This is a genomic window from Rhizobium sp. RAF36, assembly GCF_052114105.1.
Classification (GTDB): domain Bacteria; phylum Pseudomonadota; class Alphaproteobacteria; order Rhizobiales; family Rhizobiaceae; genus Rhizobium.
Window position 1 is genome coordinate 73,819 of the sequence record NZ_JBFREC010000001.1, and the last position, 12,919, is coordinate 86,737.

General features: G+C 62.3%; 13 protein-coding genes. 10 read left to right on the forward strand and 3 right to left on the reverse strand.

Features of this window, described 5'->3' with window-relative positions; translation table 11 throughout:
• Positions 1 to 338: 338 nt before the first annotated feature.
• Positions 339 to 1,427, reverse strand: coding sequence for a TRAP transporter substrate-binding protein DctP (gene dctP, locus AB4Z25_RS00395; protein ID WP_442207795.1), 1,089 nt, complete (start codon positions 1,425 to 1,427; stop codon positions 339 to 341).
• Between the two features lie 153 nt (positions 1,428 to 1,580).
• Between dctP and AB4Z25_RS00400 the strand changes: the two genes are divergently transcribed.
• Together AB4Z25_RS00400 and AB4Z25_RS00405 are read left to right on the forward strand one after the other, a co-directional pair.
• Positions 1,581 to 2,165, forward strand: coding sequence for a TetR/AcrR family transcriptional regulator (locus AB4Z25_RS00400; protein WP_162698682.1), 585 nt, complete (start codon positions 1,581 to 1,583; stop codon positions 2,163 to 2,165).
• A gap of 68 nt (positions 2,166 to 2,233) precedes the next feature.
• On the forward strand, positions 2,234 to 2,635 hold the full coding sequence (locus AB4Z25_RS00405) for a GFA family protein (RefSeq protein WP_112515585.1): 402 nt from the start codon (positions 2,234 to 2,236) through the stop codon (positions 2,633 to 2,635).
• A gap of 43 nt (positions 2,636 to 2,678) precedes the next feature.
• On the opposite strand, the gene AB4Z25_RS00410 is transcribed toward AB4Z25_RS00405, so the two are convergent.
• Positions 2,679 to 2,981: a hypothetical protein gene (locus AB4Z25_RS00410; RefSeq protein ID WP_112390255.1), complete on the reverse strand. Its 303-nt coding sequence runs from the start codon at positions 2,979 to 2,981 to the stop codon at positions 2,679 to 2,681.
• 321 nt (positions 2,982 to 3,302) lie between these two features.
• On the opposite strand from AB4Z25_RS00410, the gene AB4Z25_RS00415 reads away from it, so the two are divergent.
• Complete coding sequence (locus AB4Z25_RS00415) at positions 3,303 to 6,683, forward strand: response regulator (protein WP_112537970.1); 3,381 nt, start codon at positions 3,303 to 3,305, stop codon at positions 6,681 to 6,683.
• On the opposite strand, the gene mnmD is transcribed toward AB4Z25_RS00415, so the two are convergent.
• Positions 6,678 to 7,397 (reverse strand): tRNA (5-methylaminomethyl-2-thiouridine)(34)-methyltransferase MnmD, encoded by a 720-nt coding sequence (gene mnmD, locus AB4Z25_RS00420; RefSeq protein ID WP_112537969.1) that lies wholly within the window; start codon positions 7,395 to 7,397, stop codon positions 6,678 to 6,680. The genes AB4Z25_RS00415 and mnmD overlap by 6 nt on opposite strands.
• Here mnmD and AB4Z25_RS00425 point away from each other — a divergent pair.
• From AB4Z25_RS00425 to uraD, 7 genes are all read left to right on the forward strand, one after another.
• Positions 7,396 to 8,571, forward strand: coding sequence for an NAD(P)/FAD-dependent oxidoreductase (locus AB4Z25_RS00425; protein ID WP_442207796.1), 1,176 nt, complete (start codon positions 7,396 to 7,398; stop codon positions 8,569 to 8,571). The two genes, mnmD and AB4Z25_RS00425, sit on opposite strands and share 2 nt — an antisense overlap.
• A gap of 115 nt (positions 8,572 to 8,686) precedes the next feature.
• Complete coding sequence (locus AB4Z25_RS00430; protein ID WP_112390259.1) at positions 8,687 to 9,394, forward strand: DUF1045 domain-containing protein; 708 nt, start codon at positions 8,687 to 8,689, stop codon at positions 9,392 to 9,394.
• 47 nt (positions 9,395 to 9,441) lie between these two features.
• Positions 9,442 to 10,299, forward strand: a complete 858-nt coding sequence (locus tag AB4Z25_RS00435; protein WP_112537967.1) for an AraC family transcriptional regulator — start codon at positions 9,442 to 9,444, stop codon at positions 10,297 to 10,299.
• A 106-nt stretch (positions 10,300 to 10,405) separates the two neighbouring features.
• Positions 10,406 to 11,071 carry an AzlC family ABC transporter permease gene (locus AB4Z25_RS00440; protein ID WP_112538022.1) on the forward strand — a complete coding sequence of 222 codons (666 nt, stop codon included), beginning with the start codon at positions 10,406 to 10,408 and terminating at the stop codon, positions 11,069 to 11,071.
• Complete coding sequence (locus tag AB4Z25_RS00445; protein WP_112537966.1) at positions 11,068 to 11,373, forward strand: AzlD family protein; 306 nt, start codon at positions 11,068 to 11,070, stop codon at positions 11,371 to 11,373. Before AB4Z25_RS00440 ends, AB4Z25_RS00445 begins: the two co-directional genes overlap by 4 nt.
• Before the next feature lie 111 nt (positions 11,374 to 11,484).
• The gene (gene puuE, locus AB4Z25_RS00450; RefSeq protein WP_112537965.1) at positions 11,485 to 12,408 is read left to right on the forward strand and encodes an allantoinase PuuE; all 924 of its coding nucleotides are present in this window, start codon (positions 11,485 to 11,487) and stop codon (positions 12,406 to 12,408) included.
• Positions 12,408 to 12,905, forward strand: a complete 498-nt coding sequence (gene uraD / locus AB4Z25_RS00455) for a 2-oxo-4-hydroxy-4-carboxy-5-ureidoimidazoline decarboxylase (RefSeq protein ID WP_112537964.1) — start codon at positions 12,408 to 12,410, stop codon at positions 12,903 to 12,905. The genes puuE and uraD overlap by 1 nt, the downstream gene beginning before the upstream one ends.
• Positions 12,906 to 12,919 lie beyond the last annotated feature (14 nt).

Here is a 12,919-nt window from a genome sequence, read left to right on the forward strand (position 1 = left end):
ACCAAATCGCCGGAGCGCGGAATGCGGCCCGGTGTTGTTCTGGCGTCAAGAACCCCGCGTGAAGTGGGAACTTGTCTTGTTGGAAAAAGCTTTCCAGCGCTTCTGCCGCGTCTTGGGATGCGGTCAATACGAAATGCGCTTTTGTCCTTCTTCCTGCTCCTATTTGCTGGCAGGGGCACGCTCACGCGGCGGCCGGAAGGTGAAAGCTGGGCTGCATTTGGTCTAGTTCGCGCGCAAAGTCAAGAGGCGATGGCTATATGGCGATTGCGTGCCGATCGCCGGAGCGGCGACCGGCACCTCGATCATGTCACGGAGAAGCAGGGTGGGACCGCTGCCACTCACCCCATGATATCGTTCATGATCGCTGTAACCTCGGCCAGTACGGCACCGGCAATGCCAGTGCCGCTACGCTTCTGCTCTTCCGCCCAGGCCGACTGCACGTCGCGATATTTGGCGGCCGAGCCAAAGCGCACGGGCTCGGCGGGCTCGAGAATTCGCACGGACGCCCCAGCGGTTTTCAGTTCCGCCAGTTGTGCATCGAAGCTGCGATCCATCACCGGGCCGAGAGCCCTGTACGACGTCTCTGCGGCGCGGGCGATGGCATCCTTGTCTTCCTGAGCGAGGGTGTTCCAGACGTCCTTGTTGATCGTCAGCATATAGAGGTGGCCGAGCCACAGATCCTTCGACACCAGCACATTGGGCGCGGCTTCGTGGACCTTCAGCATGTAGCCGCTGTCGACATTCACCATCAGGCCATCAAGCGTTCCGGCTTTCAAAGCATCATAGATTTCAGGTCCCCAATGCATGGTGACAGGGGTTGCTCCTGCATTGCGTAGGAAGTCCAGATGCCAGAAGCTCGCCGAACGCCATTTGCCGCCCTTCAAGCCATCGAGACCCGCCATCGGCTTGGTGCTGAAGAAGGCCACGGGATATCCAGTGCCGCAGAAAAACGGAACGATGTTGTTTTTCTCCAGCTCCGCGGGGAAGGCCGGAACTTCGGCGTAGACGCGGCGGAAGAAATCGACCTGCGCGCTTCCGGCCGGGCCGGTCGGAAAACTCTTGAAAATCTGGTGCAGCGGTAATTCCTTGGCCGTATATTCCGGCACGACGGTCGCCATGTCGGCCTTGGATGTGCTGACCGCACCGAGCGCGTCATAGGCGGCGGCGATCTCACCGTTCCAGTGATCCTCGATCTTCAGCCGCCCGTTCGATTGCCGTTCGATTGCCGGGAACAGCACATCCTTGAGAAACCGGGTGCGCATTCCGCCGAGCGGCTCGTGATCGCTGAACGTCAGGACGCGGGGCGAGGCGGTCTGCTGGGCCGAGGCATTCGACGGCAAGGATGCCATGGCCGCGCCTGCGGCCGTGGCGAGGAACAGCCTGCGGCTGATGCCGTTTTCGCCTGTGGTCATCTGGTTCTCGATCATCGCGATGCTCTTTCCCTGTTTCTGATGCTGCCGGGTGAGGCGCCGTTTGCTTGACCCTCACGTCAGCCGCAAATATACCTGAAGGATCCTTCAGTTCGGTATTCGCATTTGGAAAACGCCATCCCATCACGGCTGAAGCCGAGGAAAGCGCCGGTGCAGGCACGATCGGGCGCCACGGTTGAGGCCATTCACGAGGCAGCCATTCAGGTTTTGCTGACGGGTGGATTGGCGCTGTTTACGACAACGCGGGTGGCCGAGCGTGCCGGTGTCTCCGTCGGCACCCTCTATCAATATTTCCCCAACAAGCAGGCGCTGCTCTTCGCAATTCTGCTGCGCCATTTCGAACAGATCGCCGAGGCGATCGAGGCCATATCGGGTGACGGAAAGCCGATTGCGGCGATCGCGGAAGATATTGCGGATGCCTATGTCTCGGTGAAGCTCGCGCGTCCCGACGCTACCACCGCGCTCTACCGGGTGGCTGGCGCGATTGACCAGTTCAGGATGTCGGCCGATGTGCTGAAAAGGCTGGAGGCCGCCGTCGTCAGGCTCCTGACCGACGCGGCGGATGCATCCTTTCGTCAGGCGGAGAAGACGGCCTTCACGCTGCTTTCCTCGCTGGCGGGGCTATCGAGGGGCAGCTTCGGAAAGCTGGCGGTGGCCGACGATGCGCTTGACGGGCTCGGTGCGGAGGCACGCCTGCTGTCGGCGGCCTATCTGCGGGCTGCTGCGGACGCCTGATTCGGCGCTGCGTTTGCGGTTGGAGCCTCGCTGAGGCAGAATGCGGTGGACGAAGAGGAGCGGCATCGATGATGATCGGATCATGTCATTGCGGCAAGGCGCACTGGACGCTGGAGGGCGATCCGGGATCGATCACAGCCTGCAACTGTACGCTCTGCCGCCGCTACGGGACGCTCTGGGCGTATGATTATGAAAATGAGCGGGTTGCTGTCAGCGGACCGGTCGCGTCCTATACGCGCTCCGGATTAGACAAGTCGCCGCTGGAGATATTGTTCTGCCCTGCCTGCGCCTGCGTGCTCGCCTGGCGCGGCCTGGTATTGGAACCGGACGGGCGGCGGCGGATGGCGGTCAATGTCAGGCTTGCGCCGCCGGAGGCGGTGGAGGATCTCGCGATCGACCATTTCGACGGGCTGGTGACCTTCACCGATCTGCCGTCGAAAGGGCGCTGCGTGCGCGATCTCTGGTTTTAGAGAGAAGACGGCGCCGCCGGGAGGAAGCGGCGCCGCAATTCACTCAGCGTCTGCAGACTTCGATCCGGTAGGGCTGGCCCCAGCGGTCATAGCGCCATGCCGGATGGCAATAGCGCGGGGCATAATAAGCCGGATAGGCCGGTGGCGGGTAATAGGCATAGGCCGGCGGATAATAGGGGCGCGATGCGATCGCGCCGCCGACCACGCCGCCAACGACGCCTCCGGCAACGCCGCCCCAGAAGGCGTTGCCGCCGCGGGCATTGGCAGTTCCTGTGGTGGCGAGGGTGGCGCCGGCAAAGGTCAGCGCAATCAGGCCCGCCGCCATGGTCTTATGAAGAACGGACATGTCGAATTCCTTTCATGGACAAGGCTCGTCTTGAAGCCATGGTCAGAATCCGCCCCGATCGCGGCGCGTTGATGGTCGCGCAAGCGCCTGCGGGATTAAATTTTCTCCATGATTCCAAGGGCGCGGGGCAACGAAGCAGCCGGAAAAGAATAAGCAATGGCAAATAGATGAGACGTCCGGCTGGTCTTCTGATTCAACTTTAACATCGCTTTTGGCGCCCGGTGCTCGCGCGCTAAGATTTTATGGTTAAAAGCTTGTTAAGCGGCTTGGCATTATGGTTGCAGTCGTGAATATTTCATTCACAGCGGGAGTGGACGCTTTTTGACATCGGCAGGTAACCTTCTGGAACTGGCATGCAGCCGGATCGCGGATCTGGATACCCCTGCTTATGTCAAGAATAGCGAGCTTCGCTACGTTGCCGTCAACGAAGCCTATGCGCGCTTCTTCGGCATGGAGATCTCCGATTTCATCGGCCGCCGCAGCCGCGAGGTGCATGATCGCCCCGAGGAAGAGGAGCGCGAGGACAAGGAGCGCCGGGCGCTGGTCTTCGGCACCGAGGAAAACGCGATCTGCTTCGACCGTCCGGAGCAGGGCCATGAGCGCGTGCAGATCGAAAGCTTCATGCCGTCGGAAGACCGATCCTATGTGCTCGGCATCTTCGAAAAGCCTGCCAAGCCGCGCCGCCCGGTGCCGTCGGGTCCGGATCAGGCGCTGCTTGCCGATTTCGAGCGGGTGCGTTCTGCGATCGAGACGCTCGCGCATCCGGTCGGTATCTTTGCCGACGATGGCCGGCCGCTGGCCGTCAACGCCGCCTATCGCAACGGCGCGCAGGGACCGAACGACGGCCGATGGCACGAGAGCGTGGCCGAGCTCGATCTTCTGCGCACGATCATGGAGGATCTGCCGGTCGCCGCCTTCGTGCGCGACGAGGCCCACCGGCTCGTCTATGCCAACCAGTATTACGAGACCTTTACCGGACACGAGCGCTCGAAGGTGCTCGGCCTCACCGAATTCGAGATGTTCGGTGAAGAGAGCGGACGCGGCATCTACGAAGAGAATATGCTGGCGCTGAAGAATGGTTCGCTAACGGAGATCGAAGGCCGCGTGCCGAGTACCGACGGCAAGTCCTACCCGATCCTGTCGCGCGTCAATCGTGTGCAGACCCCTGACGGCAAGTTTTACGTCGTCGGCTCCTTCTCCGACATTTCGCCGCTCAAGGAGCGCGAAGCCGAGATCATCAATTCGCAGCAGCATGCCGAAGTGCTGCACCGGGATATCGAAAGCATCCTGCGCTCGCTGCCAGTTGGCGTGCTGATCCTCGATAACAAGCTCGATATTCTCTACGTCAACGACGAGTTCTATACGATCAGCGATCTGCCGATCGAGGACCGTTTCGACGGCCGGCCATTTCTCGATGTGATCCGCCGCAATCACGAACTTGGGCGCTATGGCTACAGCCAGACGCCGGAGGAAGTGCTGGAATCGCGGCGCCACCATTTCACCGCCGAGGGCGATCCGGAGCCGGTAGAGCTCAACTGGTCGGGCGGCAAGTCGATCATCTTCGACAGCCGGCGGATTTCCGACGACCGCATCCTGCTGACCTATTCGGATATCAGCACCATCCGCCAGCGCGAGCAGGAAGTGCATGACGCACGGGCGGCGATCGAGACGCTCGGCGAATTGATGCGCGATGCAACGCGGGCGATGCCGCAGGGGCTGGCGATCGTCCAGGATGGCATCATCCAGCTATCTAATGAGGCGCTGGCGCCGGTGCTGCAGATCCCTGCCGAATATCTCGCTGCCGGGCGTGGCTGGATCGATCTCTTCAATTTCTGCGCCGAGCGCGGCGATTTCAACGGTTCGGCCGCCGATACGCTGCATTACTGGCGCAGCTCGATTGCCGCGCGCCAGCCGATCATCACCGTCTTCCATATCCTCGGCGAGCGCTGGGTGAACATGGAGGCGACGATCAGCGAACGCGGCCACTGGATCGCGTTGTTCACCGACGTCACCGAGATGAAGCAGCGCGAAGGGGAGCTGCAGCGGCTCTTATCGCGCGCCGAAGCCGCCGACCGTGCCAAGTCCGAATTCCTTGCCAATATGAGCCACGAGATCCGCACGCCGATGAACGGTGTTCTCGGCATGGCCGAGCTGATGGCGAAGACCGATCTCGACGCGCGGCAGAAGACCTTCATCGATATCATCGTCAAATCCGGCAATGCGCTGTTGACGATCATCAACGACATTCTCGACTTCTCGAAGATCGATGCCGGGCAGATGAAGCTGCGCAAGGCGTCGTTCGATCTCGTCGAGGCGGTCGAGGACGTCGCGACGCTGTTGTCATCGCAGGCGGCGGAGAAGGATCTGGAACTTCTGGTGCGCGCCGATCCCAACCTGCCTGCCGCGGTCATCGGCGATGCCGGGCGGTTCCGGCAGGTCGTCACCAATCTGGTCGGCAACGCCGTGAAATTCACCGAGAAGGGCCATGTCTTCGTCGATATCGGCTTCCGGCAGGGATCGGACGGCGAGGTGATGGTCGAGCTCCGGATCGAGGATACCGGCATCGGCATTCCGGCCGAAAAGCTGCAATCGGTCTTCGACAAGTTCTCGCAGGTCGATTCCTCCTCGACGCGGCGCCATGAGGGAACTGGTCTCGGGCTGGCCATCACCGCCGGTCTCGTCGATCTCTTCGGCGGCTATATCCATGCCGAGAGCGACGCGGGCAAGGGTTCGGTCTTCACCGTCAATTTGCCGTTCGCGGTCGCTGCGGCCAAGCTCGATCCCAAGCCGCTGCCGGTCAATGTGCGCGGCGCCCGCATTCTCGTTATCGACGACAACGAGGTGAACCGCGCGATTCTCAGCGAACAGCTGACGCTCTGGGGCTTCGATGGCGTGGCGGCTGAAAGCGGGGCGACGGGGATTGCCATTCTGGAGGCCGCGCATCAGGTGGGCGTCGAGGTCGATGCGCTGGTGCTCGATTATCATATGCCGCGCATGAACGGCGCCGAAGTGGCGCGCCGCCTGCGCGCCGATCCGCGCTTCGAGAACCTGCCGATCATCTTTCTGACGTCGATGGATATTTCGGGCTCCGAGAAGGAGTTCGCGGCGCTGAACGGCCAGGCGCATCTGATGAAGCCGGCGCGCGCCAATCTGCTGCGCGGCACGATCGTCGAGGTGGTCCGTGCCAAGCGTGTCAAGCAGGCCTCGGAAACCGAGCTCGCACGGCTGCAGGCGGAAGCGCAACTCAAGGAGCCGGAGTTCGAGGAACCCGTGCGCGAGGAGCCTCGGCGCAAGGCCGAGTTCGTCGATGTGCTGGTGGCCGAAGATAACGAGGTCAACCAGATCGTCTTCACGCAGATCCTGCAGGGCACTAACCTCAGCTTCCTCGTGGTCAACAACGGCCAGGAAGCGGTCAATGCCTGGGAGACGCATTCGCCGCGCATCATCATGATGGACGTGTCGATGCCTGTTCTGAACGGCCACGATGCGACGCGGGCGATCCGGACCCGCGAGCGCGGGCAGGGGCATCGTGTGCCGATCATCGGCGTTACCGCGCATGCGCTGGAAAGCGACCGCGAGCTTTGCCTCGATGCCGGGATGGACGACTACATGTCGAAGCCGATCAGCCCGGAACTGCTGGAGGAGAAGATCCAGCTATGGCTCGGCAAGACCGAGCCGGTGCCGGGCCGCTCGGGCCTATAGGCCCTTGGCGCCGCAGAGCATTTCGCGCTTTCCCGCAAAGCCCTTGCGGCGCTCGACGACAAAGCCTGCAGCGACAAGATTGCGCCGGACGAATCCCGCTGCCGCATAAGTGGCGAAGCTGCCGCCCGGAACCGTCTTCTCGCAGACCAGCCGCATCAGCTCTTCCGACCACATGTCGCCATTACGCGACGGGGCGAAGCCATCGAGATACCAGGCATCGAAGCGCGGCTCGGCGGCCTTCACGCCGTCTAACGCGGCACCGCAGACCACGCTGAGGCGAGTTTGTGGATCGAGATCGAGGCTGACGATGCCGGTTGGTGCATCCGGCCAGGCGGACGTCAGTCCATCGCGCTCGGCATCGATCTCGGGCCAGTGCGACAGGGCGCGGAAAATCTCGTCGCGCTGCATCGGATAAAGCTCGAAGGACATGAAATGCAGGTGCTGGCCGTCGCTGCGCTGCAGCTTCCACTGCCGCCAGGTCTCGGCGAAGTTCAGGCCTGTGCCGAAGCCGAGTTCGCCGATCCGGAAACTCTGCTTTTCAGCCCAGCGTTCCGGTAGGCCGTTGCCCGCGAGGAAGACGTGGCCGCATTCCAGGCGGCCGTCGGTCTGACAATAAAAGTGGTCGCCAAAGGCCTGCGAATAGGGCATATCGCCGTTTCGCCATTCGAGCGGCTGGCTTTTGCTGCCAATCTGATCGGGATCGATATCTGTCATGCCACAAGCCGATAGTCCGGCTCTTCTCTCCGGTCAATCCGCCGATCTCCTGATCGTCGGCGGCGGCATCATGGGTCTGTGGGCAGCGGTTCATGCCGAGCGGCTGGGTATCGGTACGTTGCTGATCGACGCAGCAACGATCGGGCAGGGTGCCAGCGGCGGTCTGCTCGGCGCGCTGATGCCGCATATGCCGGACAAATGGAATGCCAAGAAGCAGTTCCAGTTCGATGCCCTCGTCAGCCTTGAGAGCGAGATCGCGGCGCTTGAGGCGGCAACCGGGCTTTCGGCCGGCTACCGGCGCTCCGGCCGTCTTATCCCGCTGCCGAAGCCGCATCTGAAGACCATTGCGCTCCGCCACTCCGCCGATGCCGAGACCAACTGGCGTCAGCAGGGACGGGCGTTTCACTGGCATGTCAGCGATGTACCACCTGTTCAGGGTTGGATCGACGCGGCAGCAGGCGAGAGCGGCTTCGTTCACGATACGCTGGCCGGTCGGGTGGCGCCGCGCGCGCTGATCGCCGTGCTCCGGGCGTTCCTGATGCGGGCGAAGCATGTTCGGCTTCTGGAGGAGGCGGCGCTCGACAGCCTTGATACAGGGGCGCGGATTGCCGTTATCGGTGGTCGGAGCATCGCCTTCGGCGATTGCATCATTGCCGCCGGGCATGGCTCGTTCCCAATCCTTCAGCGCTTCACGCCCGATTTGCCGCAGCCGCTCGGACAACCGGTGAAGGGGCAGGCAGCGCTGCTGAAGGCCGATATCGACCCAGCAATGCCGACGATCTTCCGCGACGGGCTCTATGTCGTTGCGCATGAGGGCGGGCATGTCGCGGTCGGCAGCACCAGCGAGAACAGCTTTGCGGAACCGTTGTCCACAGATGCGCTACTCGATCCGCTGATTGCCGCTGCGCGTGAGATGGCGCCGGTCCTCCGTGATGCGCCCGTAATCGAGCGCTGGGCCGGGCTGCGGCCGAAGGCGATCGACCGCGATCCGATGGTGGGGCCACACCCGCTTCATCCGCATCTGCATGCGCTAACCGGCGGTTTCAAGGTCAGCTTCGGCCTGGCGCATCGGCTTGCCGAAGCTGTCGTTGCACCAATTGCAGGCAAAAAGCTCTCCTTCGACCTGCCTGAAAGCTTCGCGCTTTCGAGCCATATCACGGCCGCTTCACGCTAAACGTGAATTCGTCCAGAGTATATTTCGTTATTCTGTCATGCAAATCACCTATCTGCTTGCGCATCGACGGCGCCGGATTCGGCCGTGCGCCGCATTCTCAGATGGAGGAAATCGCATGCGCTATGCCATTTGCTTCACGCCTTCGCCGAGCGATCCGCTCAGCCATGTGGCGGCCAATTGGCTTGGCCGTAACGTTTTTTCGGGCGAGATGCTGGAGCCGCCGGCCGTTCGCGGTCTCGGCATTCACGAAATTGCCTTCCACACGGCCGTGCCGCGCCGTTATGGCTTTCATGGCGTGCTGAAAGCGCCGTTCCACCTCTCCGCGGAGGTATCCGAAGCGCAACTATTGCGGGAATTGATGCGCTTTTCCGGCACGTTCCAGCCGTTCAGCGTGCCGCGCATCGAAGTGGCGCGGCTTGGAAACTATTACAGCCTCGTTCCGACGCTGCCCTGCGAGAATGTCCGCTATCTCGCATCGTCGATCGTTCAGCATTTCGATGGCTTCCGGGCGCCACTTTCGGAAGCCGATATCGAGCGGAGTGATCCCGACGGCTTGTCGGCGGCGCAGTTCACGAATCTACACCGCTGGGGCAACCCCTATGTGATGGACGAATACCGGTTCCACATGCCGGTGACCGGCCCGGTCAATGTTGTCGACATGCCGCGCATCGAACAGGCGCTGCGCGGCATCTTCGAGCCGGTGCTGGCGGAGCCGATCGCCATCTCCAATATCGCGCTGATGATGGAAGAAGGCATGGGCGGGCCGTTCCGGGTGCATTCGCTGCACCCGATGGGCAAGGTCAGCGCCCGCAAGATCGCCTGATCACTTTTGTTCAAGAAGCGGCTGCGGAAAACTGCTATATCCGCGCGATGCAGAATATTTCCCAGGAACAGGCGACTGTTGCCATGCCGCTCGCCGGGGCGGAGACGACCCGCTTCTGGCGCGACCGGCGCTTCGACGGCATGGAATGCCTGAGCGCGACCTTCCTGACCCACGAGTTTGCGCCGCATGCGCATGATACTTTCAGCATCGGCGCCATCGAGAGCGGCAGCCAGATCGCCACGATCCGCGGTGCGCGCGAGGCCTCCGGTCCCGGCGATCTCTACCTGATCAATCCCGGCGAGACGCATGACGGTGCGCCGACGGATGGCGGTTACCGCTACCGGATGATCTACCCTGACATGGCACTGTTCCGGGAAATTCTTGAGGACGTGACCGGCCGGGCCTTCCACGGTACGCCGGCCTTCGGCAAGCAGATTCTCCATGATCCAAAGCTCGCCAATGCCTTTCTGGAGGCGCATCGGACACTGGAGGCGGGCGCCGGAGCGCTGGAGACCGGGCAGGGCATGTTCCTGGTGCTGGACGCGATGTTCCGCCAGCATGGCAGCTCGATCATCGTTCCCGTCGATAGTGCCGAACGATCGGCGGCTCGCCGGGCGCGCGACTACCTAGTGGAGCAATATGAAAGCGATATCGGTCTCGAAGAACTGGCCGCTATCGCCGGACTCAGCCGTGCGCATCTGATCCGCGCCTTCCGCAAGGAATTCCACATCACGCCGCATGCCTTCCTCACAGATGTCCGCGTCAGGATTGCCCGGCGCAAGCTGCAGGCAGGCGAGCTGCCGGCGGAGATCGCGCTCGAATGCGGCTTTGCCGACCAGGCGCATTTCACCCGGCATTTCAAGGCCCGCACCGGACTGACACCCGGCCAGTACCGCGCCCGGTAATCACTTTCGTTCAAGACGGCGTTCTTGCGCCGCTTTATGACCTCCGCAGCAAGCGGAGTTTTTGAAAGTGAACAAGAATGAATTCTGGGCGGAATTTACAGGCGGCATGCGGGCGATCGCGCCACTGATCGCCGCGGTCATTCCCATCGGGCTGGTGTTCGGCGCGGTGGCTGCCACCAAGGGGCTTTCGCCGGTCGAGACCGGGCTGATGAGCGCGCTGGTCTTTGCCGGCGGCTCGCAATTCGTGGCGATGGATATCTGGACGCATCCGGCCTCTTGGGCGGGACTGGGCTTCGCGGCGCTGCTCGTCAATATCCGCCACGTGCTGATGGGCGCTTCGATCGGCTCGAAGATGCAGGCCTTTCCGCCGCGTGCCCGTTATTTCTCGGTGCTGTTCCTCGCCGACGAGATCTGGGCGATGGCCGAATTCCGGGCCGGTATCGCGCGGCTGACGCCGGCCTGGTTTGCTGGGCTTGCCACGCCATTTTATCTGACCTGGTTGCTGTCCAGTCTCGCGGGGGCAACACTCGGCGCCTTCCTCGGTAATCCCGTCACTCTGGGCCTCGATTTCGCTTTTCCTGCGGTCTTCATCGTGCTGGTCATGGGTTTCTGGAAGGGATCGGAGACCGGTGCGGTCCTGCTCGCCAGCGGTGCGGCGGCCGTCCTGACGCAGCATTTCATCCCCGGTGTATGGTACATCGCCGCCGGCGCATTGGCAGGGCTTGCCGCCGCGATGGTCAGCGGCAAGCGCCGCGTGGAGGTGACGCCATGACGCTCGATTTCTCGACATTGCTTGCCATCCTGGCGATGGCGGCGGCAACCATCCTGACGCGTGTCAGCGGTCTTTTCCTCATTCGCCATGTGTCGCTCGACGGCAGCAGGCGCAAGGCGATCGAATCCATTCCACCGGCGGTGCTGATGGCCGTCGTCGCGCCGACCGCCTTCGCAACCGGGATTGCCGAGACCATCGCCTGCGCCGTCACCGCGCTCGCAGCGCTTCGGTTGCCAATGCTGGCGGCCGTCGCATCGGGCGTCGTCTGCGTCGCGGTCCTCAGGGCGATCGGGCTTAGCTGAGTGATTTCGTGAGAGACTTCCGCGATTTCCGTGAAAGCCTCTTTCGCATTTCCGGCTCGACTTTCGCTCCCCGGGTGCTACCGTTTCGCCTGTCCTCGAGAAGGTGATTTCATGGCATCCGATACCTATCCGCGCAATCTGATCGGCTACGGCCGCAACACGCCTGATCCGAAATGGCCGGGCGGCGCGCATGTCGCCGTTCAATTCGTCATCAACTACGAGGAAGGCGGCGAGAGCTGTATTCTCGATGGCGATCCAGCGTCCGAGAACCTGTTGTCGGAAATCGTCGGCGGTGCTGCCTGGCCGGGACAGCGCAACCTCAACATGGAATCGATCTATGAGTATGGCTCGCGCGCCGGTTTCTGGCGGCTGTGGCGGCTGTTCACAGAACTCAAGGTGCAGGCAACCGTCTATGGCGTGACGCTGGCCATGGCCCGCAATCCGGAAGCCGTCGATGCGATGAAGGAGGCCGGCTGGGAGATCGCCAGCCACGGCTACCGCTGGCTGGAATACAAGGATTTTCAGGAGGATCTGGAGCGCAAGCACATTCTCGAAGCCGTGCGCCTGCATACCGAACTGACCGGCGAGCGTCCCTACGGCATGTATCAGGGCAAGCCTTCGGACAACACGCTGCGGCTGGTCCAGGAAGAGGGCGGTTTCCTTTATTCGTCGGACTCTTATGCCGATGATCTGCCTTTCTGGGTGAAGGGCGTGGATGGCAAGCCGTTCCTGATCATTCCCTATACGCTCGAGACCAACGACATGCGCTTTGCCACCCCGCAAGGTTTCAATTCCGGCGATCAGTTCTTCACCTATCTGAAAGACGCCTTCGACACGCTCTATGCGGAAGGCAAGGAGGGCAGCTCGAAGATGATGTCGGTTGGCCTGCATTGCCGCCTCGTCGGCCGTCCGGGCCGCGCGGCGGCGCTGAAGCGCTTCATGGAATATGTGCTTGGTCACGAGAAGGTCTGGGTGCCGCAGCGCATCGAGATCGCCAGGCACTGGCACCAGCACCACAAGCCGGAGGCGATCTGATGAGTGCGCGGGAGGAATTCGTCACCCGCTTCGGCGGCGTCTTCGAGCATTCGCCGTTCATCGCCGAGCGCGCCTATGACGACGGCTTCATCCACGGCGAGCTGACGGCCGATCGTGTTCATACGCCGATGGTGGCGATCTTCCGGGCCGCGAGCAGCGAGGAGCGGCTTGGCGTGCTGCGCGCCCATCCCGATCTCGCCGGACGTCTGGCGATATCAGGCGAACTGACCGAGGACAGCAAGAAGGAACAGGCGGGCGCCGGGCTCGACCGGCTGAGCGCGGCGGAACACAAGCGTTTCACCGAGCTCAACAACCGCTACACCGAAAAATTCGGTTTCCCCTTCATCATCGCCGTCAAGGGCCTGAACAAGGACGATATCCTCTCGGCGTTCGAGAGGCGGATCGAAAACAGCCGCGAGGACGAGTTTGCGACGGCGGCCGGACAGGTCGAGAAGATCGCACTCCTGCGCCTCACCTCCATGCTTCCGGAGCGCTGAATGACGCGGAATTC

Bases quoted from the DNA above. Each gene is read 5' to 3' on its own strand.
- puuE (WP_112537965.1), top strand. From the start codon at position 11,485: ATGGCATCCGATACCTATCCGCGCAATCTGATCGGCTACGGCCGCAAC.
- AB4Z25_RS00425 (WP_442207796.1), top strand. From the start codon at position 7,396: ATGCCACAAGCCGATAGTCCGGCTCTTCTCTCCGGTCAATCCGCCGAT.
- dctP (WP_442207795.1), bottom strand. From the start codon at position 1,427: ATGATCGAGAACCAGATGACCACAGGCGAAAACGGCATCAGCCGCAGG.
- AB4Z25_RS00435 (WP_112537967.1), top strand. From the start codon at position 9,442: ATGCAGAATATTTCCCAGGAACAGGCGACTGTTGCCATGCCGCTCGCC.
- AB4Z25_RS00445 (WP_112537966.1), top strand. From the start codon at position 11,068: ATGACGCTCGATTTCTCGACATTGCTTGCCATCCTGGCGATGGCGGCG.
- AB4Z25_RS00440 (WP_112538022.1), top strand. From the start codon at position 10,406: ATGCGGGCGATCGCGCCACTGATCGCCGCGGTCATTCCCATCGGGCTG.
- AB4Z25_RS00405 (WP_112515585.1), top strand. From the start codon at position 2,234: ATGATGATCGGATCATGTCATTGCGGCAAGGCGCACTGGACGCTGGAG.
- AB4Z25_RS00410 (WP_112390255.1), bottom strand. From the start codon at position 2,981: ATGTCCGTTCTTCATAAGACCATGGCGGCGGGCCTGATTGCGCTGACC.
- mnmD (WP_112537969.1), bottom strand. From the start codon at position 7,397: ATGACAGATATCGATCCCGATCAGATTGGCAGCAAAAGCCAGCCGCTC.
- AB4Z25_RS00430 (WP_112390259.1), top strand. From the start codon at position 8,687: ATGCGCTATGCCATTTGCTTCACGCCTTCGCCGAGCGATCCGCTCAGC.
- uraD (WP_112537964.1), top strand. From the start codon at position 12,408: ATGAGTGCGCGGGAGGAATTCGTCACCCGCTTCGGCGGCGTCTTCGAG.